Source organism: Planotetraspora sp. A-T 1434 (genome assembly GCF_025420585.1).
Classification (GTDB): Bacteria; Actinomycetota; Actinomycetes; order Streptosporangiales; family Streptosporangiaceae; genus JAOEGB01.
This window is the reverse complement of sequence record NZ_JAOEGB010000029.1, coordinates 14,748-41,406: the sequence shown is the minus strand read 5'-3', so window position 1 is coordinate 41,406 and position 26,659 is coordinate 14,748. Positions and strand designations below refer to the sequence as shown.

Annotated in this window: 22 protein-coding genes; 12 read left to right on the top strand and 10 right to left on the bottom strand. The window is 72.0% G+C overall.

Annotated features, from left to right (window positions below):
* The first annotated feature begins 65 nt into the window (after window positions 1-65).
* Window positions 66-197: a hypothetical protein gene (locus tag N5079_RS29710; protein ID WP_261587468.1), complete on the top strand. Its 132-nt coding sequence runs from the start codon at window positions 66-68 to the stop codon at window positions 195-197.
* On the top strand, window positions 181-945 hold the full coding sequence (locus N5079_RS29705; protein ID WP_261587467.1) for a peptidoglycan-binding protein: 765 nt from the start codon (window positions 181-183) through the stop codon (window positions 943-945). The genes N5079_RS29710 and N5079_RS29705 overlap by 17 nt, the downstream gene beginning before the upstream one ends.
* Before the next feature lie 96 nt (window positions 946-1,041).
* Here N5079_RS29705 and N5079_RS29700 read toward each other — a convergent pair whose 3' ends face one another.
* The 3 genes from N5079_RS29700 to N5079_RS29690 all read right to left on the bottom strand — a co-directional run bounded on the left by N5079_RS29700 (window position 1,042) and on the right by N5079_RS29690 (window position 3,740).
* Window positions 1,042-1,479, bottom strand: coding sequence for a hypothetical protein (locus N5079_RS29700; RefSeq protein WP_261587466.1), 438 nt, complete (start codon window positions 1,477-1,479; stop codon window positions 1,042-1,044).
* A gap of 43 nt (window positions 1,480-1,522) precedes the next feature.
* Window positions 1,523-2,086: an RNA polymerase sigma factor gene (locus N5079_RS29695; RefSeq protein WP_261587465.1), complete on the bottom strand. Its 564-nt coding sequence runs from the start codon at window positions 2,084-2,086 to the stop codon at window positions 1,523-1,525.
* A 61-nt stretch (window positions 2,087-2,147) separates the two neighbouring features.
* A complete protein-coding gene (locus N5079_RS29690) occupies window positions 2,148-3,740 on the bottom strand; it encodes a S8/S53 family peptidase (RefSeq protein WP_261587464.1) in 1,593 nt (530 codons plus the stop codon).
* A gap of 115 nt (window positions 3,741-3,855) precedes the next feature.
* Here N5079_RS29690 and N5079_RS29685 point away from each other — a divergent pair, with 115 nt between their 5' ends.
* Window positions 3,856-6,477, top strand: coding sequence for a CHAT domain-containing protein (locus tag N5079_RS29685; RefSeq protein WP_261587463.1), 2,622 nt, complete (start codon window positions 3,856-3,858; stop codon window positions 6,475-6,477).
* On the opposite strand, the gene N5079_RS29680 is transcribed toward N5079_RS29685, so the two are convergent.
* Entirely contained in the window at window positions 6,432-8,453 is a 2,022-nt protein-coding gene (locus tag N5079_RS29680) for a helix-turn-helix domain-containing protein (RefSeq protein WP_261587462.1), read from the bottom strand. The genes N5079_RS29685 and N5079_RS29680 overlap by 46 nt on opposite strands.
* Before the next feature lie 93 nt (window positions 8,454-8,546).
* Between N5079_RS29680 and N5079_RS29675 the strand changes: the two genes are divergently transcribed.
* Genes N5079_RS29675 through N5079_RS29665 form a run of 3 tightly spaced genes read left to right on the top strand, consistent with a single transcriptional unit; the run spans window position 8,547 to window position 10,999 of the window.
* Window positions 8,547-9,305 (top strand): hypothetical protein, encoded by a 759-nt coding sequence (locus tag N5079_RS29675; protein WP_261587461.1) that lies wholly within the window; start codon window positions 8,547-8,549, stop codon window positions 9,303-9,305.
* Window positions 9,302-10,255: a hypothetical protein gene (locus tag N5079_RS29670; protein WP_261587460.1), complete on the top strand. Its 954-nt coding sequence runs from the start codon at window positions 9,302-9,304 to the stop codon at window positions 10,253-10,255. The genes N5079_RS29675 and N5079_RS29670 overlap by 4 nt, the downstream gene beginning before the upstream one ends.
* A gap of 60 nt (window positions 10,256-10,315) precedes the next feature.
* A complete protein-coding gene (locus N5079_RS29665) occupies window positions 10,316-10,999 on the top strand; it encodes a hypothetical protein (RefSeq protein WP_261587459.1) in 684 nt (227 codons plus the stop codon).
* On the opposite strand, the gene N5079_RS29660 is transcribed toward N5079_RS29665, so the two are convergent.
* The 3 genes from N5079_RS29660 to N5079_RS29650 all read right to left on the bottom strand — a co-directional run bounded on the left by N5079_RS29660 (window position 10,984) and on the right by N5079_RS29650 (window position 13,715).
* Window positions 10,984-11,286, bottom strand: coding sequence for a VOC family protein (locus tag N5079_RS29660; protein WP_261587458.1), 303 nt, complete (start codon window positions 11,284-11,286; stop codon window positions 10,984-10,986). The two genes, N5079_RS29665 and N5079_RS29660, sit on opposite strands and share 16 nt — an antisense overlap.
* Window positions 11,287-11,418: 132 nt before the next feature.
* Window positions 11,419-12,930, bottom strand: coding sequence for a glycerol kinase GlpK (gene glpK, locus N5079_RS29655; protein ID WP_261587457.1), 1,512 nt, complete (start codon window positions 12,928-12,930; stop codon window positions 11,419-11,421).
* Window positions 12,931-12,947: 17 nt separating this feature from the next.
* Window positions 12,948-13,715 (bottom strand): IclR family transcriptional regulator, encoded by a 768-nt coding sequence (locus N5079_RS29650; RefSeq protein WP_261587456.1) that lies wholly within the window; start codon window positions 13,713-13,715, stop codon window positions 12,948-12,950.
* A 264-nt stretch (window positions 13,716-13,979) separates the two neighbouring features.
* Between N5079_RS29650 and N5079_RS29645 the strand changes: the two genes are divergently transcribed.
* The 5 genes from N5079_RS29645 to N5079_RS29625 all read left to right on the top strand — a co-directional run bounded on the left by N5079_RS29645 (window position 13,980) and on the right by N5079_RS29625 (window position 22,289).
* Window positions 13,980-14,822 carry an MIP/aquaporin family protein gene (locus N5079_RS29645; RefSeq protein ID WP_261587455.1) on the top strand — a complete coding sequence of 281 codons (843 nt, stop codon included), beginning with the start codon at window positions 13,980-13,982 and terminating at the stop codon, window positions 14,820-14,822.
* A 38-nt stretch (window positions 14,823-14,860) separates the two neighbouring features.
* Complete coding sequence (glpK, locus tag N5079_RS29640) at window positions 14,861-16,378, top strand: glycerol kinase GlpK (protein WP_261587454.1); 1,518 nt, start codon at window positions 14,861-14,863, stop codon at window positions 16,376-16,378.
* Between the two features lie 58 nt (window positions 16,379-16,436).
* Complete coding sequence (locus N5079_RS29635) at window positions 16,437-18,152, top strand: glycerol-3-phosphate dehydrogenase/oxidase (RefSeq protein ID WP_261587453.1); 1,716 nt, start codon at window positions 16,437-16,439, stop codon at window positions 18,150-18,152.
* A gap of 152 nt (window positions 18,153-18,304) precedes the next feature.
* The gene (locus N5079_RS29630) at window positions 18,305-21,148 is read left to right on the top strand and encodes a CDP-glycerol glycerophosphotransferase family protein (protein ID WP_261587452.1); all 2,844 of its coding nucleotides are present in this window, start codon (window positions 18,305-18,307) and stop codon (window positions 21,146-21,148) included.
* A complete protein-coding gene (locus N5079_RS29625) occupies window positions 21,141-22,289 on the top strand; it encodes a glycosyltransferase (RefSeq protein ID WP_261587451.1) in 1,149 nt (382 codons plus the stop codon). The genes N5079_RS29630 and N5079_RS29625 overlap by 8 nt, the downstream gene beginning before the upstream one ends.
* A gap of 10 nt (window positions 22,290-22,299) precedes the next feature.
* Here the strand turns inward: N5079_RS29625 and N5079_RS29620 are convergent, their stop codons facing one another.
* The 3 genes from N5079_RS29620 to N5079_RS29610 are packed head-to-tail and all read right to left on the bottom strand — an operon-like array spanning window position 22,300 to window position 25,252.
* The gene (locus N5079_RS29620) at window positions 22,300-23,118 is read right to left on the bottom strand and encodes a DUF1295 domain-containing protein (RefSeq protein WP_261587450.1); all 819 of its coding nucleotides are present in this window, start codon (window positions 23,116-23,118) and stop codon (window positions 22,300-22,302) included.
* On the bottom strand, window positions 23,115-24,047 hold the full coding sequence (locus N5079_RS29615) for an SDR family NAD(P)-dependent oxidoreductase (protein ID WP_261587449.1): 933 nt from the start codon (window positions 24,045-24,047) through the stop codon (window positions 23,115-23,117). Before N5079_RS29615 ends, N5079_RS29620 begins: the two co-directional genes overlap by 4 nt.
* Window positions 24,044-25,252: an acetyl-CoA C-acyltransferase gene (locus tag N5079_RS29610; protein ID WP_261587448.1), complete on the bottom strand. Its 1,209-nt coding sequence runs from the start codon at window positions 25,250-25,252 to the stop codon at window positions 24,044-24,046. Before N5079_RS29610 ends, N5079_RS29615 begins: the two co-directional genes overlap by 4 nt.
* 161 nt (window positions 25,253-25,413) lie before the next feature.
* Between N5079_RS29610 and N5079_RS29605 the strand changes: the two genes are divergently transcribed.
* Window positions 25,414-26,649, top strand: coding sequence for an acetyl-CoA acetyltransferase (locus N5079_RS29605; protein ID WP_261587447.1), 1,236 nt, complete (start codon window positions 25,414-25,416; stop codon window positions 26,647-26,649).
* Window positions 26,650-26,659: the final 10 nt, after the last annotated feature.

The window sequence follows — 26,659 nt, the reverse complement described above, 5'->3', positions numbered from 1 at the left end:
TCCGCTCCAAATCGAGTAGGGCCCTACTCATGCCCGTGTGACTGGGCGTGCGATCCCATTGATTCATGACGGAGAAAATCCCCACCCAGCCAAGACCGGAGCCGGAGCTCTCAGCGGACGATCCACCCCAGGAATTCGACGAGCCCGACTACGACGAGATCGATCGGGAGGTGGCGGGCGATGCCCAAACCCAGTGAACTGCTCAGGGAAATGACCCGTTACCTCGACTACGCCGAGCCCGTGAGCGGGAAGACGGTGTTCGGGGCCACCTACCGCGAGCGCAAGCAACTGGAGCCCGCTTTCGACGTGGCCCCGTGGTGCGACATGTTCATCGCCCAGTGCTCGCTGGCCGCCGGAGGGGCGGACATGCTCGACGTCGTCGGCGACTTCGCCCTGACGACGAGCCACGCGGAGTGGTTCCGCGAGCACGACAGATGGCACGCCGGAACGGCGGGCATCCGCGCAGGAGACATCGTTTTCTTCGACTGGTCCGGCGGAAAGAAAATCAGCGCCATCGACCATGTCGCGACGGTTGAGAAAGTGATTTCCGAGCACGACATCCAGACGATCGACGGGAATGTCGGCGACACCTGTAAAAGGCGTCGCCGGACGAGCGCCCTGGTCGTCGGATACGGGCGTCCGGCGTATGACGGAACGCCGTCGAGCCCGGATGTGTCGCTCATCTCCACTCTGGCCGAGCTGGGGCACGCCCCCGATTTCCCGGGCGTCGTCCGGCCGGGCCAGAACGGTAAGAACGTCCGGCGGGTGCAGGAGAAGCTCCGCCGCCGCCAGTTCGGCCTGGGCCCTTCCGGCGTCGACGGCGACTTCGGCCCGGCCACCAAGGCGGCGGTTGTGGCCTTCCAGGAGAGCGTCGGCCTGGAGGCGACCGGCCTCGTCGACGAGAAGACATGGGAGGCGCTGTGGGAGGCTCCCATCGAGGGCTGACCCCCAGTGACGTGACGGCCATCGCCGCCCTCCGCGCCAGAAGGCGCCGGGCCGCGGTGGCCGTCTTTTCGTGGCCGGGCAGGTTCGTGGCCCGGGTCAGATGGTGACCCACTCGGTCGTGAACGCGACGTCGCCGGTCCGGCAGCGGATGCTGAACGGGCCCGCCGGCACCCGATCGACGGTGAAGCGGCCCAGTGAGTCTGTGGTCAGCGAGACCGGGCCGGGGCCGCGGACCTCGATCGCCGCCTCCCGCGGAGGCATCACCTGGCCCACGATGCGGTTCGTCGTCCCGGTCTCGGAGATCTCCAGGTCGAGGGCGGACCCGGCCGCGCCGAATGTCAGCAGCCGAGGGTGTTCGCCGCCTCTCACCGGTACGGGGCCGGCGAGAGAGTCGAAGGTCAGATCGGCCAGCTCGGCGTCGATCGTCCGAAACCGGTAGGCCTCGCTGGCGACCTGAAGGAGGTGGGGCGGCACCGGATCGAACAGCTCGGCCGCTCGGCGCAGCTCCCCCTCCAGCTCCATGTCGTCGTTCACGCCGCACTTCCTTCGCGGTGACGCCGGTGACGCCGGTGACGTCTCATTCGGCGAGCAGCTTTCTCAGGTGGCCGAGGCACCGTCCCCGGGTCGGCCCGATGCTTCCGATGGCGATCCCGAGGCCCGCCGCGACCTCGGCATAGGTCGGCGGCGGCGAGGCCATCAGGACGCGGAGCAGCCGCCGGCAGTTCTCGGAGAGCTGCTCGTAGGCCTCCCAGACCCGCCGGAGCCGCGCCGCCTCGGTCCTGGTCTCCTCCGCGTCGAGGACGGCGCGTTCCGGTGAGAGATCGTCGACGCCGGGGGAGAGCACGTCCAGGTCGCTCGTCGGGATGACCCGGCGGGAGCCCCGGATGACCTTGAGGCACTCGTGCCGGGCCGTGCTGGCGAGCCACGCGCCGACCTTGTCCGGCTCCTTGATCCGCGTGAGGTTGTCGGCGAGCCGGAACCACGTGGTCTGGTACACCTCGTGGGCGTCCGCGTCGATCAGCCGGTATGACCGGATGACCGACCAGACGAGCGGGCTGAGCCGCTTCACGAGCGCCTCCCAGGCCGCGGCGTCACCGTCGGCCGCGGCCTGGAAGAGGCGGGCAGTTGAATCGCTGTCCACGCGGCGTGTCCCTTACGTTCGGGATCGTCATCGTACGCCGGGGGAGCCCCGGACGGCGGGGCTATACGAGCGATTGATCGGCCCGCAGGATCGGCAGGACGAGTCCGTCCGTGTCGGTCACGGCCTGCTTCCGCGCCTGGTCGAGCAGCCACGCCGCCGCGTCCCTGCTCGGCTCGTCCGCCACCGACATGCGCGCGACGATGAGCCCGGCGACGAGAGGGGTGGAGAAGGACGTGCCACTCCACCTCGCCAGTCCCTCGAACTGGCTCGTCGTCCCCTCGGGCTGGTTCGCACCGACGAAGTGGTCGGCGGGGTGCAGCGTGGTGTACTCCCCGAAGGCGAACGCGTTGACCAGGTGGTAGCCCCGGGCGTACACCTTGACCCAGTCGCCGTAGTCGCTGAACGCGACGCGGGCGTTCTCCTCCTTGTTGAGCGCCCCGACGGAGACCACGCTCGGGTCGTCCGCGGCGTAGGCCGCGGGGTAGAACGGCGTGCTCATCGCGTCGTTGCCCGCGGCGGCGACGAGCGTCGTCTCGGGGTGAGCGTGCAACTGGTCCATGAAGGCGCCCAGGCTGACGAGGGGCCGCTCCGCGACCGTCCGCACGCCGGCGGAGAGGCTGATGACGTCGGGCCACCGCCCGTGCTGGCTGTCGTACCTGGCCAGGTCTTCGATCAGCTTGTCGCCGAAGCTCATCGCGTCGATGGTGCCCGCCCACTGGAGCGTGTTGTAGACCGTCACCCGCGCCCTCGGCGCGACGCATCGGACGACTCCCGCGATGAAGGTCCCGTGGCCGACGTACTCCTGGATGACGCCGTGCCTCGGCTGGCCTCTGTCGTCGCCCCAGATCTCCCGCCCGGCGAGCAGGCCCCCGTGACCCGGCACCGGGATGTCCCCCAGGTCCAGATCCAGACGCGGATCCAGAGCCGGGTGAATCGCGGGAGCGTCCCCGAGCTCCGGTGCTCTGAGCCGTCCCTTCACCTCATCCTTCTCGACCTTGTCGGCGAGCCAGGGGTACGCCTCGAGATGGTCCGCCGTGTCCCAGCCCGTCACGAGACCGGTGTCGATCACGAGGACGTGCTTCCCGGCTCCGAGGTCGGGCTCCGGCCGTTGCGGTGGGTCGGGGCGCGTGAACTCGGGAACGACAGGCTCGTCCGCCGGGCAGAGGTTGACGTTGCAGATCGACACGAGGTAATTGGGGCTCACGGACTCGACGTCCCGGAGCTTGCGGAGCGCGTCGAGCACGCGGGACCCGCCGCGCTCGGCGGGCCCGTCGAGGCGCATCGCGTACACGCCGGCCGGGCGCCAGGCCCTGGCGGCGTCGTCGGCCGCGCCGGGCACTCTCTCCAGGATCGTGTCGCGGGCCGCCGCGTCGTGACAGATGAGAACGTCCTTCTCATACACGTATCCGGGGTCGAAGTCCCTGTCCGGTGTGGCGAAGACCTCCGTCCCCTGGGCGAGGCTCCTCCGGCGGATGCCATCAGGAGCCTGGACGGGAAAGCAGCGGGCGGGCGGCCGGCGGGGGTCGAGCGTGGCGCTCTGCTCGGCGACCTCCAGCCAGAGGCCGGGCGGCGCGTCGGCGAGGACCAGCCCGAGCTGCCTCCAGAACCGGTCGCGGAGGGAGTTTTTCGAGGGAAGCGCTGGTGACTCGGCCATGCGAGGTGTCCCTTTCATAGTCAGGATGCGGGTCTCCTCAAACAGGAGCCAGTGGGTGGCGCCCTGATACACCGCAGTGTGGACGCTCCGGCGAGCCCGCGTCTAACATCGATCCGTGGCCGGGGACACCCAAGATCCACTCGATTTGCTGCCCCTGGTCTTCTCGCAGCCCAAGGAGGCGCTGGCGGGCGCACGCGCGCTGCTCGCCGGCAGGCCCACGCCCCATGACGCGTCCGTCGCGCATCACGTGCTCGGCCTCATCGAGCGCGACTTCGGCGACCTGACCGCGGCCGTCGCGCACCTGCGGCGGGCCAGGTCCCTCGCCCGCGCGGCCGGTTCCGCCGCCAGAGAGGCCGACGTCCTCGCGACCCTCGGCATCGCCCTCATCCACGGCGGGCGAACCCGGCCGGGCCTCGCCGCGCTCGACCGCTCCCTCTCCCAGGCCCTCTCCCAGTCGGACGGCGTGGCGGCGGCCAAGGTGCTGTTCCGGCGGGCCGGAGCGCTGTGGATCCTCGGCCGGCACACCGAAGCCCTCGACGACCTGCGCCGGGCGATTCCCGACCTGCGGCGGGCGGAGGACACCATCTGGACCGCCCGGGCGATCACGCTGCGGGCCACGCTGCTGCTGGCGCTCGGCTCCGTCGAGCGGGCCAACCTCGACTTCCTCGCCGCCGAGCGGCTGTGGGCGACGACCGGCCAGGAGCACGACAAGGTCGTCGCCGTGGAGAACCGCGGCCGCGCGGCCTTCCGCTCCGGAGACCTGCCCGCGGCGCTCGGCCACTTCGACGAGGCCGCCAGGCGTTACCAGGCGCTCGGCACGCCGATGTACGTCATGGAGATGGAACGCTGCGCCGTCCTCATGGCGGCGGGGCTGCCCCGGGAGGCTCTGGAGGCGGCCGACGCCGCGATCGGCGGCCTCGACCGGACCGGCGGTCAGCCGACGAGGAAGGCGCAACTCCTGCTCACGGCCGCCCGGGCCGCCATCGCCGCGGGCGACCCGGACACCGCGGTCGCGCGCGGACAGGCGGCGATCCGGCTCTTCGCGGGCCAGAACCGCGAATGGTGGGAGACGCACGCCCGGCTGGTGCTCTGCCAGGCCAGGTTCGCCTCCGGGCGGATCTCCGCGCGGCTGGTCCGCGACGCCGCCGCGGTGGCCGGGCGGCTCTCGGAGCTGCGCTCGCCGGACGCCGTTCAGGCGTGCCTCCTCGCCGGCCGTACGGCTCTCGCGCTGAACCGGCCGGCCGACGCGGCGCCCTACCTGGCCACGGCGGCGCGCGGGCGGTTCAGGGGGCCCGCGTTCGCCAGGGCGGACGGGTGGCTCGCCCAGGCTCTGCGGGCCGAGGCGGGCGGGCGGCCGAGGGGCGTGCTCGACGCCTGCCGGCGCGGGTTGGACGTGCTCGACGAGCACCGGCTGACGCTGGGCGCGTCCGAGCTGCGGGCCCGCGCCACCGCGCAGGGCGCCGAGCTGGCCACGCTGGCGCAGCGGGTCAGCCTCCGGTCGGGGAGCCCCCGCCAGTTCCTCGTGTGGAGCGAGCGCTGGCGGGCGACGGCCCTCGCCGTGCCGCGCACCCGTTCTCCCGACGACCGCGACCTGTTGCGGGACGTGACGGCCTTCCGCGAGATCACGGTCAGGGCCGACGAGGCGCGATCCTCGGGCGCCCCCGTCCCGGCGCTCGACCGCGAACGGCGGCGGCTGGAGCGGGAGATCCGCGCCCGGACCCTGAGGATCCGGGCCGAGACCACCTCCGGCGGCCACCGTTTCGACGTCCGCGCGCTGCTGGGCCGGCTCGGGGGCGGCGTGCTGGCCGAGATAGTCAGCGTGGACGGCGACCTGCACGTCCTGCTCTGCGGAGAGGGACGGGTCCGCCGGTTCAGGGCCGGCCGGGCCGCCGACGCCGCGGCCGAGATCGAGCACGTCCGCGCGGGGCTGCGCCGGCTCGCCTACGACGGGGCCGCCGGGCGGCTGCCGCTGATCGAGGAGGGCGGCCGCCGCCTCCAGGAGATCCTGCTCGGCCCCGCCGTACGGCACCTTGGTGAGGGGCCCGTCGTCGTGGTGCCGCCGGGGCGGCTGCACGGCGTGCCGTGGGCGGTGCTCCCCGCGCTGCGCGACCGCGTGGTCAGCGTCTCGCCGTCGGCCAGCGCCTGGCTGCGCGCCGCCGACCTCACCCCGCCGGCGGTGGCCGGCCCCGGAGTCGTGCTCGCCAGGGGCCCCGGCCTGGAGAGCGGGGGCGGAGAGGTCCCGCTGCTCGCCGCGCTGTACGGCGACGCGGCCGTCCTGGAGAACGGCGACGCGACGGCCTCCGCCGTTCTCAAGGCGATCGACGGCAGCAGGCTCGCCCACGTGGCAGCCCATGGGACCTTCCGTGCCGACAGCCCGATGTTCTCCTCGCTGCGCATGGACGACGGGCCGCTGACCGTGTACGAGTTCGAGCAGTTGGGCCGCGCGCCGTACCGGATCATCCTGCCGAGCTGCGACTCGGGCAGGCTGGAGCCGGTGGGGGCCGACGAGCTGCTCGGCCTGGCGACGGCGCTGCTCCCTCTCGGCACGGCCGGGATCGTGGCGAGCCTCGTCCCCGTGAACGACGAAGCCGTGATCCCGCTCATGCTGGCCCTGCACGACCGGTTGCGCGCGGGGTCGTCCATGGCGGAGGCCCTGCGGGACGCCCGGCGGGAGGCCCCTGGCGATGCGCTTCACCAGGCGACGGGGTGGTCCCTCACCGCCATCGGCGCCGCGTAGGTCAGGCTGATCAGCCGGCCGAGCGCGGTCCGGTCGCTGCTGCCGAGATGCTCGTACATCCGGCACAGCTGGTTGGCCACCGTCCGGATGGACAGCCCGAGCCGCTCCGCGATCTCCCGGTTGGTCAGGCCCGCGGCGGCGAGGCCCGCGATCTGCCGCTGACGTGGGGTGAGGCGGGGCGTCGCCAGGTCGACCAGCGTCGGGGTGCGGGCTCCCTGGCACACGTGGGCCAGCATGGCGGCGTGGGCCAGCGAGGCGTCCGCGGCGCGGCCCTCGCGATGGGCACGATGGGCCTTCGCCGCGTGTCCGGCCGCCTCCGCCGCGTGCAGCAGCAGGCCCAGCTCCGCCAGCTTGCGGGCCACCTTGTCGAGCGCCGCCGCGTCGCCCGCCACCAGCGCGGCGGCGTGCTCGGCCAGCAGGGGAGCGAGATCGCCGGACATCGTCTCGGCGAGGCGGTCCAGCCGGGCGGCGACCATTCCGGGCGCGCCGAGCCGGGCGACGTCATGCAATGCGAACAGGTCGCCGCCTTCGGCCGCGGCGAGGGCGGACCGCAGCGCGCCGTCGAGGTCACCCCTGGCGGCCAGGACCCAGGCCCGCGCCGACGCGTCGTCCGGACACCGGTCGAGGGCCTCCTCGGCGGTCAGCAGGTCACCGGCGCAGGCGGCGGCCCGGGCCAGCTCGCCCAGGCATGGAACGTTCCCGGGGTCGCGCCGCAGCCCCTCGCCGCTCCAGCTCACCGCCTCGCGGACCTCGCCGCGCAGGCGGGCGATCCACGCCCGGCGCGCGCAGAACTCGGCCATCCCGGCCTCGTCCCAGCCCGTGTCGTCCTCCACCAGCCGCTCGCCGGCGCCCGGCGCGATCCTGGCGAGGTCACCCGCGTAGCCGCGCGCGGCCAGCTCGGCGCACTGTTTCGTCAGCTCCGTGGTTCGGGCCGCCGGCTCCGTGGTTCGGGCCGCCGCCTGTGTCACCGGCTCCGCGGGCCGGGCGGCCGGTTCGGGGCACTGTGCCGCCACCGCGGCGTGCTGGGCGGCCCGTGCCGTACGGCTCAGCCTCTGGGCGCGCAACCGCCCGACACCGGCCCGCACGGCCGGGCCGAACAGGGGATGGGCGAGCCGTACGAGCAGGTCGTCGTCGCTGACGATGAGCCCGCGCGCCTCCAGCCGTTCGAGCGCGGCGACCGGGACCGGGGCCGCCGCGGCGGGCAGCGGCTCCCCGAAGGCGACCAGTTCGAGCGCCTCCCGCTCCGCCTCGCCGAGCTCGCCGATGGCGGCGGCGACCAGCTCCCGCAGCCTGCCGGTCATGGGCACCTCACCTCGCCAGCGCCACACCCCGTGGAGGCGCTCCAACGTCCCCGCCTCCCGCGTGGCGGCGGCCAGCTCGCGCAGCAGCAGGAGGTTGCCCCCGCTCAGGCGGTGCAGCCGGCGTACGGTCAGGGCCTCGACATGGTCGCCGAGCACCGAAGTGAGCACCTCGGCCGTCCGTTCCTCCGAAAGCGGGCCGATGGTGAGGCGCGGGAGGACATGACGCCGCCAGAGCCCGCTCACCGCGTCGGGGCACCATGAGGCCGCCGTCTCATCCAGCCGGCCCGGCGTCGTGACGGTGAGAAGAAGCCCGGCCCGCCGGTGCACGGCCAGGTGCTGCACGAGCGCGGCGGAGGCGTCGTCGAGGAGATGGGCGTCGTCCACGACCAGGACGCGCACCCATCGGAGCGTCTCGACGGCCCTGCTCAAGGAGTCGGCCGCCGCTCCGGGAAGCAGGTGGGCGAACGCGCCGAAGCGGAGTGACGCCCCGCCCCGCGTTCCCGTGACCCAGACATGGGCGAGACCCGCCACGGCCTCCGCCGCCAGGCGGCTCCTGCCCGTTCCCGCCGCGCCGCAGACGACGATGCCGCGCCGGCCCCCGCCCAGGCTCTCCCGCACCTGCCCAAGCTCCGCCGCGCGCCCGCTGAACGGCCATTGGCCCCGTAAGTCTTCCATGTCAGCAAGAGCCCGCCATGTCACGCCTGATACACAGCAGTTGAGTAGGGGGGTACTCATGGCCGCGGCCTCCGCCCGGCCGACGATCGTGGCATGGGATTAACACGTCTATGCCTCGCCGCGGTCCTGGCGACGGCGGCGCTCGTCCTGACGGGGTGCGGCGACCTCGACGATCCCGGTGATTCCGGTGATCTCGGCGCCTCGGCGGCCGCGAAGGCACAGCCGGGAACCGGCGGAGCCGGTGCGAGCGGCGGTGCGGGCGGGCGGGGGTCCGGTTCTCAAGGCGGCAAGCGGCAGGGACGGTTCACGCTGACTTCGGGGCCGACGCTCGACGGCGACTTCAGCGCGCCGAAGGGGCAGGTCGCGGGGGCCGGCTGCGCGATCGTGCGAAGCACGGCGCCGGGGTCGACGCGGGTGGTGCGGGTCCGGTTCGTCCAGGACGAGCCGCAGGTCATCTCGTTCGGCGGCCCGGCCGGATGCCCGGACCGCCCGCAGGTCGCCGACCCGTGCGAGGGCGCGACGCTCGACCCGGACGCGGGCACGGAATGCGAGTTCCTGCTGTACGGGCACGGGGACGTGAACACCACCGGCCGGCTGGTCGTGACCCTGGAGCAGAAGTGCGTGGACCGGAGCACGCCCGCCTGCGAGCTGCTGCCCGCGTCGGCCGACCCGTCGTCCGCCGAGCCGATCACCGTTACCTGGCAGGACTCGAAGCCGTACTACTACTGTGCCAGCACGCCGGTGGGCGCGGTCGTCAGCGACAGTCCGTGCCCCCAGCCCTCCCCCGAGGTCCAGTCGCCGACGCCGGACGCCGGCCCCGAAGTCGCTCCCACTGACGCCGTGGCGACATGACGCCTCCGGAGGGGCGGTCCGAGCCGGGGCCGGCCGAGCGGGAACTCACGCCGCTCGAGCGCAGGATGAAGACGTTCGCGGAGGTGCTCGGGATCGGCGCCCTGCCCCCGAGCATCGCGGTGGGGCTGCTGTTCTACTTCGGCTACGTCGCCAGCCGGCGGCGGTTCGCCGAGTTCGGCCTCGACCTGGACATCCTGGACCTGTCGACGCAGGCCGTCCTGCTCTACGGCTCCGAGGCGCTGTGGTTCCCGCTCGTCGCGCTCTTCCTCGTCACGCTGCTCGGCCTGTGGGCGCACGTGGAGCTCGCCCGGCTCGTACGGCGGAGCCGCGCCGGAGCCCGGGGCCGCGCGCTCACCTGGTGGGGAGCCGCCGTGCTCGCGGCCGGCCTGGCGCTGCTGGCGCGCGGCGTGCTGGGCGTCGTGGACCCCCACATCGCTTACGACGAGTTCCCCGGGACGACGCCGGTCTGCCTGGGCCTCGGCGCCCTGGTCGGCGCGTACGGCCGGTGGCTGGTCACCTGGCGGCGTGACGGCGGGCGGCGGCTCGCCGAACGGGCGGCCGTGGCGGTGGCCGTCTCCGTCGCCGTCGCGGCCCTGTTCTGGGCGAGCGCCAGCTACGCGGTCGCGTACGGAAGGGACCGCGCGGCCACGTTCGTGGGCGAACTCGCGACCCGCCCCGAGGTCGTGCTCGACACCACGGAGCCGCTCGCACTGGGCCCGGAGTTCGCGGGCGTGACCGAGTCGCGGCTGACCCCGGGGAAAGGCGGCCGGTTCACCCACCGGTACCGCAAGCTCCGGCTCCTCACCGAGTCGGGCGGGCGGCTGTTCCTCATCCCCGCCGCGTGGCCGCAGGGCCCCCGCTGGCCGCGGGTGTGGCGTGGCGGCGGGACGCTGGTGGTCCCCTACGGCGACTCAATCCGAATCCGGGTCCTCCCGTACGCCGGTCCCTGAGCGATCCCATGCAAGCCGGGGTCAATCTGCGTGCAAGCGGAGGCCGCTACCTTTCTGGACATGTCACGACGATTCCTGGGAGGCGCGGCCGCGGCCGCCTCGGCCGCCGCTCTGCTCCTCACGTTCTCCCCGGCCTCCCCGGCCTCCGCTGCCTCAACAACCTCCGCCGCCTCCGCCGCCTCCCCGGGCTCCGCCGCGTCCGCGCAGGCGGCTCCGGCCGGGGTGGCGAAGAAGCTGTTCAAGGCGTGGCTGAGCGGCGACCGCGACGCCGCCGGGCTGGTCGCCTCGCCGTCCGCGGTCAAGACCCTGTTCTCGTACGTCTACCGGGCCCCCGACGAGTTCGGCGGCTGCGCGGGGAACGCCTGCCGGTTCGTGCACACGAGCGTGCATGTGCCGGGCGGGCTGAACGGCATCCTGATGATCGTGTCCGGGTCCAAGGTGGCCAAGGTCTACGAGTCGCGCCACCTGACGACGCCGTCGGCCCCGGCGAAGTACCTCTTCAAGGCGTGGCAGCAGGGCGACCGCAACCGCGGCCTGGAGGTCGCGACCGGCACCGCCGTCAAGACGCTGTTCCACACCAAGTACGACCCGAAGGGCGTGACGTACTTCTTCCAGGGCTGTACGGCGGAGCCGAAGGGCTACAGCTGCGCGTACTCCTACGACGGCGGCGCGATGCTGATGCACGTCCGCGGCTCCAAGACCCGCGGCTACGACGTCCGCTCCATCAGCTACATCGCCGACTGACCGCTGACATGGAGTTCTACGGCACGCCCGTCCGGGTCGCGCAGAACGTGAACGCCGGAGGGGAGAGACGCGGCGCGGTCGACGGAGAAACCGAGTCGCAGCGCACCGGTCTCGCGTCCTGAAGTGGCCGGATACAGCTCCAGGACGCCGCCGTCGGCCAGGACGGCGGCGAAGTGCCGAGGGCCGTCGCCGTGCTGTTCGGCGGTCAGGTCCAGCCCGAGGGACGCGTAGAAGGATCTGCACTCCTCCAGCTTGGAGGTGTAGATCACCAGCAGAATGGGTCGCATACGGCACCAACTGAAGCACGCTCGCGCGGTGGAATGGATTTGATCATGACAATAGTGCTGTGAAAACGGCCCTGAGACAGCACTATCGTCATGGTCGACTTCAGGAGAGCCGGGCGGAGGGGCGCTCCGGCGTCACTCCTTGGGGGGTTTGATCCAGTCGAAGGTGCGCTGGACGGCGCGTTGCCAGTTGTCGTACTCCTCCTCGCGGCGGCCGGGTTCCATCGCGGGAAGCCACTGGGCGGCGCGGTGCCAGTTGCGGCGCAGGCCCTCCAGGTCGGGCCAGTAGCCGACCGCCAGCCCGGCCGCGTAGGCGGCGCCGAGGGAGACGGTCTCGGCCACCATGGGGCGGACCACCGGCACGTCGAGGACGTCGGCGATGAACTGCATGAGCAGGTTGTTCGCCGTCATGCCGCCGTCGACCTTCAGGGTCGTGAGGTCCAGCCCGGAGTCGGCGTTCATCGCGTCGACGACCTCGCGGGTCTGCCAGCCCGTGGCCTCAAGGACGGCGCGCGCCAGGTGGCCCTTGGTGATGTAGGACGTGAGGCCGACGATGATGCCGCGCGCCTCGCTGCGCCAGTGCGGCGCGAACAGGCCGGAGAACGCGGGCACGATGTAGCAGCCGCCGTTGTCGTCGACGGTGCGGGCCAGTGTCTCGATCTCCGGGGCGGTGCCGATGAGGCCGAGCCGGTCGCGGAACCACTGGACCAGCGCGCCGGTGATCGCGATCGAGCCTTCCAGCGCGTACGCGGCGGGCTGGTCGCCGATCTGGTAGCCGACGGTCGTGAGCAGGCCATGGGTCGAGCGGACCGGCTCGGTGCCGGTGTTCAGCAGGAGGAAGCTGCCGGTGCCGTACGTGCACTTGGCCTCGCCGCGGGCGAAGCAGGTCTGCCCGAACAGCGCCGCCTGCTGGTCGCCGAGGGCGGCGGCGATCCGCACCCCCGGCACGACCCGCCGCGCCACGCCGTACGTCTCGGCCGACGGGCGGATCTCGGGGAGCATCGCGCGGGGCACCCCGAAGAAGTCCAGCAGGGTGTCGTCCCAGGCGAGGGCGCGGATGTCCATCAGGAGCGTACGGCTGGCATTGGTGACGTCCGTGACGTGGACGCCGCCGTCGGGGCCGCCGGTGAGGTTCCAGATGAGCCAGCTCTCCATCGTGCCGAACAGCACCTCGCCGCGCTCGGCGCGCTCGCGCAGGCCCGGCGTGTGGTCAAGCAGCCACCGGATGCTGGGCGCGGAGAAGTACGTGGCGAGGGGGAGCCCGCAGCGCTCCTCGACGATGTGCGCGTCGGGGCGACGGGAGAGCTCGTCCACCAGGGCGTCGGTGCGGGTGTCCTGCCAGACGATAGACGGGGTCACGGGAACGCCGGTGCGGCGGTCCCACAGCACGGTGGTCTCCCGCTGGTTGGCGATGCCCACGGCGGCCACCTGCTCGGGGCCGACCCCGGCCTGGGCGAGCGCCTCGGGGGCGATGCGTTCGAGGTTGCGCCAGATCTCGGTGGCGTCGTGCTCGACCCAGCCCGGCCGGGGGAAGTGCTGCCGGTGCTCGCGCTGCGTCACCGACACGAGCCGGCCGCCGTGGTCGAACAGGATGCAGCGGGTGGACGTCGTGCCCTGGTCGATGGACATCACATAGCGCTCGGTCACGGCGCCCTACCTCCCTTTCACCAACGGGAGGCCCCGAGGTCCCGCGACACGGCGCGCGCGGCGTCGCGCACGTAGGTGACGAAGTCGGGCCGCGGCCGGCCCTGGGCGTCGCAGATCCGCTCGACGGCCCCTGAGATCCCGATGGCCCCGACGACGAGCCCGCCGTACCCGCGGATGGGCCCGGCCACGCTCGCCTGGCCTATGGTGATCTCCTCGATCTCGGCCGCCCAGCCGACCTCGCGCACGCCGGCGAGGGCGCGGGCGAGCTCCTTGGGGGTGCGAATCGTGCGGCGGCTGAACTGCTCCAGCTCGCCGTTCTGCATGGCGGCGGCCGCGTTGGCGTCGTAGGCGAGCAGCACCTTGCCGAGGGCCGTGGCGTGCATGGGCAGCAGCACCCCGACGTCGAGCGTCTGAAGGCTGTCGTCCGGCCGGAACACGTGGTGGACCACAAGGACCTTACCCTGGAGGCACGTCCCGATCCGTACGGCCTCGCCGCTGCGTGAGGCGAGCGCGTCGGCCCAGTTGATCGCGCGGGAGCGCAGCTCGTTGACGTCGAGGTAGCTCGTCCCGAGGTGCAGCAGGGCAGCGCCGAGCTGATATTTGCCGGTCGCCTCGTCCTGCTCCACGAAGCCGACCATCTGCAGGGTGCGCAGAATGCCGTGGGCGGTGCCCCGGGCCAACCCGAGGGAGTTGGCGATCTCGCTGAGGCCGAGCCGGCCCGATCCCTGCGCCAGCACACGCAGTATCGCGGCGGCGCGCTCGATGGACTGTACGGGACCGGGCACGTGCCGGATCGTACCGTCGCCGGATGCCGTTCGACAATGCCGACAGGCGGATGAACAACCTACGGAGATTTTGACCGGTTTATACCGAGATCGGCGCGTTCGTGGGTGAATCATCGGTGTCAGGGTCACGCCTCCGGAGCCTAATACGCCAGCGGGAAGCTGACCAGTGTTCGACAATGCCGACACCCATTCGTTGACGCTTCCTACCAGCGCCGTTTAACGTCCGGTGCAGCCCCCCGGCGGTCACGATGTTAGGAGGAAGACATGGCTGAACGGCTCAGAGCCGGAGGGCTGGCCGGCGAGTTGGCGGCCGAGTTCGCGGGGACGTTGATCCTGATCCTGTTCGGAGCGGGCGTGGTGGCGCAGGTCGTCGCCGGCGGGATCGGCGACCACGACAGCATCGCCTGGGCGTGGGGGCTCGCCGTGGTCATGGGCGTCTACACCGCCTCCCGGATCAGCGGCGCCCACCTCAACCCCGCCGTCACCGTGGCCCTCGGGGTCTTCAAGGGTTTCTCCTGGCGCAAGGTCCTGCCGTACACGCTGGCGCAGACCGCCGGCGCGTTCGTCGCCGCCCTGATCGTGCGCTGGAACTACGGCGAGGTCCTGAACAAGGTCGACCCCGGGCTCACCATCAAGACGCAGGGGGTCTTCTCGACCCTGCCGGGCAACGGCGCGCTGCCCGTCGGCGAGTGGGGCGCCTTCCGCGACCAGGTGATCGGCACCGCCATCCTGCTGTTCCTCATCCTCGCCGTCACCGACCTGCGCAACTCGGCCCCGCTGGCCAACCTCGCGCCGTTCATCGTGGGGCTGATCGTGGTGGCCATCGGCATGGCCTGGGGCACGGACGCCGGATACGCGATCAACCCCGCCCGCGACTTCGGCCCGCGGCTCGCCTCGTTCCTCACGGGATACGAGACCGCGTGGAAGGACCAGTACGGCAACCTCTACTTCTGGGTGCCGATCGTCGCGCCGGTGATCGGAGCCGTCGTCGGCGCCGGTCTCTACCAGGCCCTGATCGGACACTTCCTGCCCCGCGAGGAGGCTCCCGAACCCGGCCGCACACCTCCGCCCGCCACTTTCGAGACCGCGACCGGCAAGGCCGCCTGAACCACCTACCCCACGACACGAGAGGCAGAGCCAACGAAATGGCCGACTTCGTCGGAGCGATCGACCAGGGCACCACGAGCACCCGCTTCATGATCTTCGATCACGGCGGCAACGAGGTGGCGCGCCACCAGCTCGAGCACGAGCAGATCCTGCCCCAGGCGGGCTGGGTCGAGCACAACCCCACCGAGATCTGGGAGCGCACCCGCGCCGTGGTCGAGACCGGCCTGCGGGTCGCGAACCTCGGCGCCCCCGACCTCGCCGCGCTCGGCATCACGAACCAGCGGGAGACGACGGTCGTCTGGGACCGCCGGACCGGCCGGCCGTACTACAACGCGATCGTCTGGCAGGACACCCGCACCGACCGCATCGCCTCGGCGCTGGAGCGGGACGGCAAGGGCGACGTCATCCGGCGCAAGGCGGGCCTGCCCCCGGCCACCTACTTCTCCGGCGGCAAGATCCAGTGGATCCTGGAGAACGTCGACGGCGTCCGGGAGGCGGCCGAGCGCGGCGACGCCATCTTCGGGAACACCGACACGTGGCTGCTGTGGAACCTCACCGGAGGCCCCGACGGCGGCGTTCACGTCACCGACCCGACCAACGCCAGCCGCACGATGCTGATGAACCTGGAGACGCTCGACTGGGACGACGAGCTGCTGTCGTTCTTCGGCGTCCCCCGGCGGATGCTCCCGGAGATCAAGCCGTCCTCCAACCCGGGCCTGTACGGCATGACGCGGGTGAACGGCCCGCTGGGCGGGGAGGTGGCGCTGGCCGGGGACCTCGGCGACCAGCAGGCGGCGACGGTCGGGCAGGTCTGCTTCGAGCCCGGCGAGGCCAAGAACACCTACGGCACCGGCAACTTCCTGCTGCTGAACACGGGTACCGAGCTGGTCCGCTCGCGGCACGGCCTGCTCACCACGGTCTGCTACCAGTTCGGCGACGAGGCCCCGGTGTACGCGCTGGAGGGCTCGATCGCGGTCACCGGCTCGGCGGTGCAGTGGCTGCGCGACCAGCTCGGCATCATCTCCGGGGCCTCCCAGAGCGAGGCGCTGGCCCGCCAGGTCGAGGACAACGGCGGTGTCTACTTCGTGCCGGCGTTCTCCGGGCTGTTCGCGCCGTACTGGCGGTCCGACGCCCGCGGCGCGATCGTCGGGCTCTCCCGCTTCAACACCAACGCCCACCTGGCGCGGGCGACCCTGGAGTCGATCTGCTACCAGACCCGTGACGTCGTCGAGGCGATGGAGCAGGACTCGGGCGTCGTCCTCGACGTGCTGCGGGTGGACGGCGGCGTGACGGCCAACGAGCTCTGCATGGAGCTCCAGGCCGACATCCTCGGCGTCCCCGTGTCCAAGCCGGTAGTCGCCGAGACCACCGCGCTCGGCGCGGCCTACGCCGCCGGGCTGGCCGTCGGCTTCTGGAAGTCCACCGAGGACCTCAGGCGCAACTGGCAGGAGGACCGGCGCTGGGAGCCGCAGTGGACCGAGGAGCAGCGCGAGCGCGGCTACGCCGGCTGGAAGAAGGCCGTGTCGCGGACGCTCGACTGGGTCGACGTCCAGTGACGGCCGCCTCTAACCCATCAGCCGGCCTCTCACCCATCAACTGAGGAGCGCACAGCAGATGTCTGCATCTTTGGGACCATCCTTGGGACCGCAATATCGGGCGGCCGCGCTGCGGAAGCTGGCCGAGCGCGAGTTCGATGTGCTCGTCGTCGGCGGCGGCGTGGTCGGGGCCGGGGCGGCGCTGGACGCGGTCTCGCGCGGCCTGTCGGTCGCGCTGGTGGAGGCCCGCGACCTCGCGGCCGGGACCTCCAGCCGTTCCAGCAAGCTCATACACGGCGGGCTGCGCTACCTGGAGCAGCTCGACTTCCGGCTGGTGCGGGAGGCGCTCAAGGAGCGCGGCCTGCTGGTCAACCGGCTGGCCCCCCACCTGGTCCGTCCCGTCCCGTTCCTCTACCCGCTGCGCCACCGGGTCTGGGAGCGGGGCTACGTCGGCGCGGGCATCCTGCTGTACGACACGCTCGGCGGCTCGTGGAAGCTGCCCCGCCACCGGCAGCTCAGCCTGCGGCGCACCCTGCAGAAGGCCCCCGGCCTCCGCAAGGACGCCCTCGTCGGGTCCATCCAGTACTACGACGCGCAGGTCGACGACGCCCGGTTCACCATGATGGTCGCCCGTACGGCCGCGCAGTACGGCGCCTGTGTCACGACCCGGACACCCGTGATCGACTTCCTGCGGGAGGGCGAGCGGGTGACCGGGGCCCTCGTGCGGGACCTGGAGACCGGCGCCGAGATGGAGGTGAAGGCCCGGCAGGTGATCAACGCCACCGGCGTCTGGACCGACGAGAGCCAGCGGCTGGCGGGGCCGGCCAAACCGGCGTCCGGCGGCTCGGTCTCCGTCCAGGCGTCCAAGGGCGTGCACGTCGTGGTGCCGCGCGACCGGATCAGGCTCGACACCGGCCTGATCCTGCGCACCGAGAAGAGCGTGCTGTTCGTCATCCCGTGGGGGCCGCACTGGATCGTCGGCACCACCGACACCCCCTGGGATCTAGACAAGGCCGAGCCCTCCGCGACCCACGCGGACATCGACTACATCCTCGACCACGTCAACGCGGTGCTTAACACGCCGCTGACCCGCGACGACATCGAGGGCGTCTATGTCGGGCTGCGCCCCCTGCTGGGCCACACGGGGGAGGAGACCGTCAAGCTGTCGCGCGAGCACGCCGTCATCCGGCCGGTCCCCGGCCTGGTGATCGTCGCGGGCGGCAAGTACACCACCTACCGGGTGATGGCCAAGGACGCGGTCGACGTCGCCGTCAGCGGGCTGGGTGAGGCCGTGCCCGCGTCGGTCACCGAGCGGGTGCCGATCCTGGGCGCGGACGGGTTCGCGGCGCTCCGCAACAACCGGCGGCGGCTCGCGGAACGCTCGGGCCTCACCGTGGGGCGGATCGACCACCTCCTGCACCGGTACGGCTCCCGCGTCGAGGACCTGCTGGAGCTCATCGAGGCCACGCCCGCCCTCGCCGAGCCGATCCCCGGCGCGGACGGCTACCTCAAGGCGGAGGCGGTCTACGCGGCCTCGGACGAAGGCGCGCTGCACCTGGAGGACGTCATGGTCCGCCGCACCCGCGTCTTCATCGAGGAACGCGACCACGGGCTGGCGGCCGCGCCGGTGATCGCCGAACTCGTCGCGCCGGTCCTCGGCTGGGACGCCGAGACGGTGAGCCGCGAGATCGGCCGGTACCGGGAGTTCGTCGAGGCCGACCTGGCCGCGCAGCGGGAGTGGGACGACGCCGCCGCCAACGCCGTACGGCAAGGCGCGCAGCACAGCCATTTGTAGGAGAGGCCCGCGGAAACCCGCTAGGGTTATAAGGGGCGTAAGTGGAGCTGCGGGGAATTCCAACCGGCTTTCGGGCTAACGCTCCTTTAACCCGCAGGGCAGTACGATCCACCCGTCTACTACTCGAATAGTAGTTCTCGATTGGGTGGTGAATGCCTTTGTTGTCGTCGCCGGACGTGACCGTCGTGGTCATCGTCTACAACGACGCCGAGCGCCTGCCGAACGCGGTCCGTTCGGTGCTCGAGCAGTCCCTCCGCGGCGTCGAGGTCGTGATCGTCGACGACGCCAGCACGGACTCCTCGGCGCAGGTCGCCGAGGGTTTCGCTCGGGCCCATCCGGACCGTGTCAGGGCGATCCGGCTGCCGGAGAACTCCGGAGGGTGCGGGCGGCCGCGCAACGTCGGCATCGGGCACGCCCGCGGCTCCTACGTGATGTTCCTGGACAGCGACGACACACTCGACCGGCACGCCTGCCGCAACATGGTGGCCGCGGCCGAGGAGACCGGCGCGGACCTGGTCTCCGGCCGGTGCGTGCGCGTCTACAGCGACACCGGCGACGAGCGGAGCTGGTATCCGAGCCTCTACCGGCGCCGCGCGGTGCTCGACGACGTCCTGGAGAACCCCACCCTCCTGTACGACACGCTGAGCACCAACAAGTGCTACCGCCGCGACTTCCTCGAGCGGGCGAACCTCAGCTTCGTCGAGGGCCTGCACTACGAGGACCTGCTGTTCAGCGCCCAGGCGTACGTGTCGGCCAGGCGGATCGCCATCATCCCGCACCGGGTCTACAACTGGTTCGTGGTCCAGCGGGGGCCCAACCTGTCCATCACGAACCGGCGCAACGAGCTGCGCGGCTTCGCCGACCGGCTGACGATCCACCGGGCCATCGACGAGGTGTTCCGCAAGCACGACGCGGTCGAGCTGAAGCGCCGCAAGGACGCCAAGTTCCTCAACCACGACCTGGTCCTCTACCTCCGCGAGCTGCGCAGCCGCGACGCCGATTACCGCCGGGAGTTCCTCGACCTGGCCCGCGCGTACCTCGCCGAGCTGGGGGAGGAGGCTTTCGACGAGTGCAAGCCGCTCCCGGCGATCGGCGGGCTGATGGTCCTGCACGGCGACTACGACGCCGCGCTCGCGGCGGCCGACTACCTGCCGAAGAAGGGCGTGCGGCCGACGCTGTCGACCGACCTGGTGGAGCGGGACGGCCGGGTCTACTGGTGCGACCGGCACCTCGACGGCGAGCGCGAGCGCCGCATCCTCGACGTGACCGACCTCGGCGTCCATTCCGCGCCGTTCAACACGTTCAAGCTCGGCGGCCGGGTCACCGAGGTGTCCCGCCGGGGCTCCGACCTCCATGTGGCCGGGGACGCCGTCAACCCGCTCGGCCGGATCGGCTCCAAGGACCTGACCGGCACGCTGGAGTTCCGCGACCGCCAGCGCAAGGGCCGCGCGTTCAGGGTCCAGGCGCGGGTCGGCACGGACGGCAGGCGCATCCACTGGGAGGCCACCTTCCCGGGGGAACGGACGATCCGCCCCATCGGCCTCCTCGACCAGACCTTCGGGCTGTGGCTCGTGCTCAGCGCCGAGGGGCAGAACATCACGGTCCGCCTGACGTCGGATGTGGTCGACTACGAGCAGGCCGCCATCGCCGTACGGCCCCGCCTGACCCGCCTCGCCGGGGACCACATGGAGTTCTACGTCCCCGAGTCCGGAGAGCTGGCACTCCGCACGGTGGCCACGGGCTGGCCCGGCCGGGTGACGCTGCCCCTGCTCCGCAAGGCCGCCACCAACGGCGCCGGAGCCCGGGTGTGGGGGACGCTCAGCCGGAAGGAACGCGACCTCCTCACGGGGCTGAAGAGCCGCAAGACCAAGATCGCCGTCTACAACTCCGTGCTACGGCGGCTGCCGGTCCGGAAGGGGACCGTGGTTTTCGAGAGCCACCTCGGCGCGCAGTACTCCGACAACCCCAAGTACATCTACGAGGAGCTGGCCCGCCGGGGCGGCGGCCACAAGGTGATCTGGTCGTACAAGAGCAGCCCCAAGGGCTTCCCGAAGAAGGCGGAGCTCGTCAAGCGCGGGTCCTGGGCGTACTACCGCGCGCTGGCCCGGGCGGAGTACTGGGTGGACAACCAGGGCTTCCCCGCCGGGCTGATCAAGCCGTCCGGGACGACCTACATCCAGACCTGGCACGGCTCGGCGTTCAAGCAGATGGGCTTCGACGAGCCGCAGGTCAAGGCCGCCACCCGGGCGAGGCACGACCGGATGCGCCAGATGGTGGGCCGGTTCGACCACTTCGTCATCCGCTCCGAGCACGACCGGCGGACGCTGGTGAAGGGCCTCGGCGTGACCGCCGACCTGCTGGAGACCGGCTACCCGCGCAACGACCCGCTCGTCACGGGCGGCGACCCCAAGCAGCTCGCCGCGCTGCGGCGCAGGCTCGGCCTCGGCGACGACCGCACGGTGGTGCTGTACGCCCCGACCTTCCGGGCCGACGAGAAGGGCAGGCCCGTCAAGCGGTTCGAGATCCCCTTCGAGCTGGAGCGGTTCGTCAGGGAGCTGGGCCGCACCCACGTCCTGCTGATCCGGGCGCACTACCTGAGCACGGTCGTGGTGCCGCCGGGGGTGAGCCACGCGGTGGTCGACGTGGGCGACGTCCACGACGTCAGCCAGCTGCTGCTGCTCTCCGACGTCCTCGTCACCGACTATTCGTCGCTGATGTTCGACTACGCGCTGCTCGACCGCCCGATCGTCTTCTACACGCCGGACGCCGACACGTACGTGAACCAGGACCGGGGCGCCTACTTCGACCTCGCCGAGCACGCCCCCGGACCGATCGTCACCGAGGAGCACGAGCTGTTCGCCACACTGCGGGACACCACGAGGGAGAAGGACGTGGAGCTGCGGCGCCGCTTCGTCGAGCGCTTCGGCGAGTACGACACCGGGACCGCCGCGAAGACCATCGTCGACCGGTTCTTCCCCGGAGGCCGCCGTGGCTGAGCACCGGGACGTCTTCATCGTCTGCAACAACTTCGAGGAGCTCGGCGGGCTCCAGCGCTGGGTGCACCACATCGGGCGGCTGTTCGCCGAGCGGGGCCACCGCGTCCACCTGATCGGCATCACACACGCCGAGCGGGCCCACGACTACGGCAGCGACCTGCCCTACGCGACCACGGTCCTGTACGAGCGCCGCCCAGCGGCCAAGTGGCAGCCGCGCGGCGCCCTCGACCGGCTCAACGTGCCCGCCCAGGTGCGCATGGCGCGCAGGCGGGCCGGGATGAGACGGGCCGCCGCCCGCCTGTCGGAGATTTTCCGGACCGGCGGGCCGGGCTCCGTCGTCATCGCCGCCCAGGTGTGGGCGATGGAGTGGGTGGCGCTGGCCGACACGCGGGGAATGACCGTCATCGGCATGAGCCACGAGTCGTACGCCGCGACCCGCTCGTCCAGCCGCTACGAGCGGGTGAAGACCTACTTCTCCGGCGTGGACAGCTTCCTTGTGCTCACGCAGGAGGACGCCGACGCCTGGGCGGCCGCCGGGATGTCCGCCGCCGGGGCCATGCCGAACCCCCTGCACGTCCATCCGGAGCGGATCTCGTCGCTGGACGAGCAGGTCGTGGTGCGGCTCGGCCGGATGTCGTTCGAGAAGGGCCAGGACCTGCTGCTGGAGGCCTGGGCCAAGGTGGCTCCCCGGCATCCCGGCTGGCGGCTCCGGCTCTACGGCTCAGGCCCCGACGAGGCCGAGATCCGGGCGCTCGCCGGCGAGCTCGGCCTGACCGGCAGCGTGGAGTTCCCCGGGCCGACCGACGACCTGGAGACCGCCCTGACCGGCGGGTCGATCTTCGCGCTCTCCTCCCGCGAGGAGGGCTTCCCGATGTCGATCCTGGAGGCCATGGCGTACGGCCTGCCGACCGTGGCCTTCGACTGCGCGCCCGGCGTCCGGGAGCTGATCACCCACGACGTGGACGGGCTCATCGTCCACCCGGGGAACACGGTGAAGTTCGCCGCCTCACTGGAGCGGCTGATGAACGACGCCGGGCTGCGCCGGAGCTTCGGCGCGGCGGCCCGGGCGTCGGTCACCAGGTTCGCGCCCCACACGGTCGTCGACCAGTGGGAGCGGCTGTTCACGCTGCTGGAGCGCTGAGAACCGAACGTCAGACGCGGCGAGGCGGGCGGGGGAGGAATCCGCTCGTCCTCGCCAGGTAGTCGGCGTACTCCGGGCCGCGCGAGCGGGCCATGCGGCGCTCCAGCAGCGCCTTCCCGCTCCAGTTGACCAGGAGATGGGTCATGACGATCGGGGAGACGACCGTGAGGACGCCCGCCCAGTGCGAGCACGCGAGCAGGAACAGGCCCCACCAGACGGTCGCGTCGCCGAAGTAGTTGGGATGCCGGGTCCAGGCCCACAGGCCGCGGTCCATCACCTTGCCGGCGTTGGCCGGGTCGGCCTTGAACCGGGAGAGCTGCAGGTCGCCGACCGACTCGAAGGTGAACCCGAAGACCCACACGGCGACGCCGATCCAGGTGACGATCCCGAGCGGGGCGGTCTCGTACATCGCAACCTGCACCGGCAGCGACACCACCCACATCAGCGCGCCCTGCGGCCAGTAGATCTTGCGGATGACGTACGGCACGACCGGGCCGGTGTTCTTCCGCATCAGCGCGGCATAGCGGGGGTCCTCGCCCTTGCCGTGGTTCCTGCGGTGGATGTAGACGCCGAGCCGTACGCCCCAGATCGCGGTGAGCGCGAGCACGATGACGCGACGGGCGTCCAGGCCGTCGCCGAGAACCCCCTCAGCAAGCACATGGGAGGTCACGAAGCTCACGATCGCGACGCCGACGAAGCCCAGCCCCCACACGGTGTCGATCACGCTCTGGACGCCGGTGCGCAGCGCGTACGCCATGGTCGCCAGCATCGTGAGGGCCACGGCGGCCACCGAGACCACCAGGTTGACCAGCAGGTGGGCGAGCGTCATCGGGTCATCTCCTCGGCGAAGTCAAGGAAGCCGTCCTTGGCGTTGGTGTAGCTGTGGGCGGGACCCTTGCGGCTGCGGTCGAGCAGGCCGGCCAGCTCGGCGGGGTCGAGGGCCTCGCGGGGGAGGGGCACGCTGCCCCACTCCACGGCGTCGGCCGCGCGCAGCCCGCCGCCCGCCGCGACGATGACCTCGCCGTTCAGCGCGGAGCGGCGGTCGCACAGGGCGGCGACCACGGGGGCGACCGCCCCGGCGTCCATCAGGTCGCGAAAGGCGGGCTCCATGCCCTGGCCGGAGTCGGTCATCTGGGTCAGGGCGTAGGGGAGCAGCACGTTGGTGAACACGCCGCGCGGTGCGCCCTCGACGGCGATGGACTTGCCGAGCGCGATGACCGCTCCCTTGCTGGCGGCGTAGGCCGACACGGTCGGCTCGCCGTGCAGGCCGGCGGTGGAGGCCACCAGGACGATCCGGCCGTGGCGCTGTTCGCGCATGACGGCGCTGCAGGCCATGGCGATCTGTGCGGTGCCGAGCACGTTGGTCCGGATCACGGCTTCGAACGCATCGGGCGTCGACTTGTGGAACATCGCGGGGGCGCTGACGGCCGCGCTGGTCACGCAGGCGTCGATGCGGCCCCAGGTGCCGAGCGCCAGCTCGACCAGGTTGCGCGCGGTCGCGGGGTCGGCCACGTCGCCGTGCTCGGCGACCGCCTCGCCCCCGGCCGAGCGGATCTCCTCGACCACGTGGTCCGCCGGCCCGAGGCCGTGCTCGTCCACCACCCGGTTGCGGTTGTTCACCACCACGCGCGCCCCCTGGGCGGCCAGATGCAGGGCGAACGCGCGGCCGAGGCCCCGCCCGCCCCCGGTGATGACGACGACCTGCCCATCTAGCCGCCCGTCTAGCCGCCCATCTAGCCGACCGTCGAGCGACCTCATGCGCTCACCCTTTCCACCAGTACGGCCACGCCGAGCCCGGCGGCGCCGCTGACGGCGGCGACGCCATAACGGCCGCCGCGGCGTTCGAGTTCGTCGACGCAGCCGCCGACCATGATCGCGCCGGTCGCGCCGAAGGCGTGTCCCATCGCGATGGTCCCGCCGTTCGGGTTGAGCCGGTCGGGGCCCGCCGACAGGTCGCGGCGGAAGCGCAGGCACAGCGCGGAGAACGCCTCGGCGATCTCGAAGACGTCGATGCCGGACGGCCGGAGCCCGGCCTTGGCGATGACCTTCTCGACCGACTCCTGGCCGGCCGTGAGCATGATCACGGGGTCGACGGCGGCGGTGGCGGAGGCGACCACGCGGGCCCGGGGGCGCAGGCCGTTCGCCCGAGCCTGTTCCTCGGTGCCCAGCAGCAGCAGCGCCGCGCCGTCGGCCAGTGCGGGGGAGGTGCCGACCGTGTGCAGGTGGGAGATCTTCCCGGCCTCGGGGTGCGCGGCGAGCGCGATGTCGTCCTGCCCGGACGCGCCCAGCTCCTCGAAGGCGGGCTGCAGCGCGGCCAGGCTCTCGGCGGTCGTGCCGGGCCGGATCAGCTCGTCGCGATCGAAGACCGTGCCGTCGGCGCGGTTCATCGGGATCACCGAGCCGGCGTAGTGGCCCCGGTCCCAGGCGGCGGCCGCCTTGGCCTGGGTCTCCACCCCGTACGCGTCGAGCTCCTCGCGCCGCCACCCGTCGATGGTGGCGTTGAGGTCGGCCGCGATGCCCATGTGGACGGAGCCGATCCGCTTCACCGTCTCCGGGTCGGACCACAGCGGTCCCCGGTCGCTGAACATCGGCACCCGGGAGACGCTCTCGACGCCCCCCGCCACCGCGAGGTCGAGGTCGCCGCCGCGGATCCGGGCGGCGGTCTGGGCGACCGCGTCGACGCCCGAGGCGCAGAAGCGGTTGATGGACCCGCCGGGCACGCCGTGGCCCCAGCCCGCGAGCAGCGTCGCGGTGCGGGCCAGGTTGGCGCCCTGCTCGTCCACCTGGGAGGCCGCGCCGACGACCACGTCGCCGACCGCGGAGGGGTCGATGCCGGTGCGGCCGACGAGCGCCCGCTGAAGGGCGACGACCAGGTCCACGGGGCTCAGGTGGTGCAGCGATCCCCGGGCGGAGCCCTTCGCTCTCGGGGTTCGGACGTAGTCCAGCACGTAGACGTCGGGCACGCTGACGCCGTCCTCTCTGTCCTCAGTAACTCTGCTAAATGTAGTGTTGTGCGCTGTGCCCGGCAAGACCGGATTTCCGGCTCGACATGGAGATTCGGCTGCCGCGCGTTGACGCTTCACTCTTCTTGTTGTAGTAAGAATCGGGAGAAATGGAGGTTCGCATGCCGGAAGCCGTGTGGATCCTGGGTGGGTACCAGACCGACTTCGCCAAGAACTGGGCCAAGGCCGGGCAGGAGTTCTCCGACCTCACCGAGGAGGTCGTCCGCGAGACGCTCGCCGACGCCGGGGTCGCCCCCGCCGACATCGGCGTGGTGCACGTCGGCAACGCGTTCGGCCAGCTCTTCACCCGTCAGGGCCAGCTCGGCGGCATGCCCGCCACGGTCGAGCCGGAGCTGTGGGAGGCGCCCTCCGCCCGGCACGAGGCGGCCTGCGCCTCCGGCGGCGTCGCCGCCCTGGCCGCGATGGCCGACATCGAGTCCGGCCGCTACGACAGCGCGCTCGTCCTCGGCCTGGAGCTGGAGAAGACGGTCCCCGGCGACCTCGCGGCCGGTCACCTCGGCGCGGCCGCCTGGATCGGCCACGAGGGACAGGACGCCACGTTCATGTGGCCGTACATGTTCAGCGCCCTCGCCGACGAGTACGACCGCCGCTACGGGATCGACGAGGCGCACCTGCGCGCGATCGGGGAGCTCAACTTCCGCAACGCCCGCGCCAACCCCAACGCGCAGACCCGGGGCTGGACGCTGACCGACCGGAGCTTCGCCGCCGACGACGAGGCCAACCCCCGGGTCGAGGGACGGCTCCGCCGCTCCGACTGCAGCCAGATCACCGACGGCGGCGCGGGCGTGGTCCTGGTCGGCGAGCGCTTCCTCGCGCGCAACCCCGAGATCGCCCGTGGCCGCTCGCTCGCCCGCGTGCTGGGCTGGGGCCACCGGACCGTCGGGCTCCCGCTGGCCCAGAAGCTGGAGCGCAGCAGGGACGACGAGTACGTCCTGCCCCACGTCCGCCGGACCGTGCTCGACGCGTTCGCGCGCGCCAGGATCTCCGGCGTCGACGACCTGGACGGCATCGAGACCCACGACTGCTTCAGCATGTCGCAGTACGCCGCGATCGACCACTTCGGCATCACCGGCCCGGGCGAGAGCTGGAAGGCGATCGAGAACGGCGAGCTGGAGATCGGCGGCCGCATCCCCGTCAACCCGAGCGGCGGGCTCATCGGCGGCGGCCACCCGGTCGGCGCGACCGGGGTCCGCATGCTGCTGGACGCCGCCCGCCAGGTGACCGGCACGGCCGGCGCCTACCAGGTCGAGGGCGCGCGCCGGTTCGGCACGCTCAACATCGGTGGCAGCACCACCACGACCGTCAGCTTCGTCGTCGGCTCAGAGCCGGCCGCGTAACCAGACCTCG

What these genes read in the sequence shown, in the direction of transcription:
- N5079_RS29710 (WP_261587468.1), top strand. Translation starts at nt 66, where the DNA reads ATGACGGAGAAAATCCCCACCCAGCCAAGACCGGAGCCGGAGCTCTCA.
- N5079_RS29705 (WP_261587467.1), top strand. Translation starts at nt 181, where the DNA reads ATGCCCAAACCCAGTGAACTGCTCAGGGAAATGACCCGTTACCTCGAC.
- N5079_RS29690 (WP_261587464.1), bottom strand. Translation starts at nt 3,740, where the DNA reads ATGGCCGAGTCACCAGCGCTTCCCTCGAAAAACTCCCTCCGCGACCGG.
- N5079_RS29680 (WP_261587462.1), bottom strand. Translation starts at nt 8,453, where the DNA reads ATGGAAGACTTACGGGGCCAATGGCCGTTCAGCGGGCGCGCGGCGGAG.
- N5079_RS29675 (WP_261587461.1), top strand. Translation starts at nt 8,547, where the DNA reads ATGGGATTAACACGTCTATGCCTCGCCGCGGTCCTGGCGACGGCGGCG.
- N5079_RS29670 (WP_261587460.1), top strand. Translation starts at nt 9,302, where the DNA reads ATGACGCCTCCGGAGGGGCGGTCCGAGCCGGGGCCGGCCGAGCGGGAA.
- N5079_RS29665 (WP_261587459.1), top strand. Translation starts at nt 10,316, where the DNA reads ATGTCACGACGATTCCTGGGAGGCGCGGCCGCGGCCGCCTCGGCCGCC.
- N5079_RS29660 (WP_261587458.1), bottom strand. Translation starts at nt 11,286, where the DNA reads ATGCGACCCATTCTGCTGGTGATCTACACCTCCAAGCTGGAGGAGTGC.
- N5079_RS29645 (WP_261587455.1), top strand. Translation starts at nt 13,980, where the DNA reads ATGGCTGAACGGCTCAGAGCCGGAGGGCTGGCCGGCGAGTTGGCGGCC.
- glpK (WP_261587454.1), top strand. Translation starts at nt 14,861, where the DNA reads ATGGCCGACTTCGTCGGAGCGATCGACCAGGGCACCACGAGCACCCGC.
- N5079_RS29635 (WP_261587453.1), top strand. Translation starts at nt 16,437, where the DNA reads ATGTCTGCATCTTTGGGACCATCCTTGGGACCGCAATATCGGGCGGCC.
- N5079_RS29630 (WP_261587452.1), top strand. Translation starts at nt 18,305, where the DNA reads ATGCCTTTGTTGTCGTCGCCGGACGTGACCGTCGTGGTCATCGTCTAC.
- N5079_RS29620 (WP_261587450.1), bottom strand. Translation starts at nt 23,118, where the DNA reads ATGACGCTCGCCCACCTGCTGGTCAACCTGGTGGTCTCGGTGGCCGCC.
- N5079_RS29615 (WP_261587449.1), bottom strand. Translation starts at nt 24,047, where the DNA reads ATGAGGTCGCTCGACGGTCGGCTAGATGGGCGGCTAGACGGGCGGCTA.
- N5079_RS29605 (WP_261587447.1), top strand. Translation starts at nt 25,414, where the DNA reads ATGCCGGAAGCCGTGTGGATCCTGGGTGGGTACCAGACCGACTTCGCC.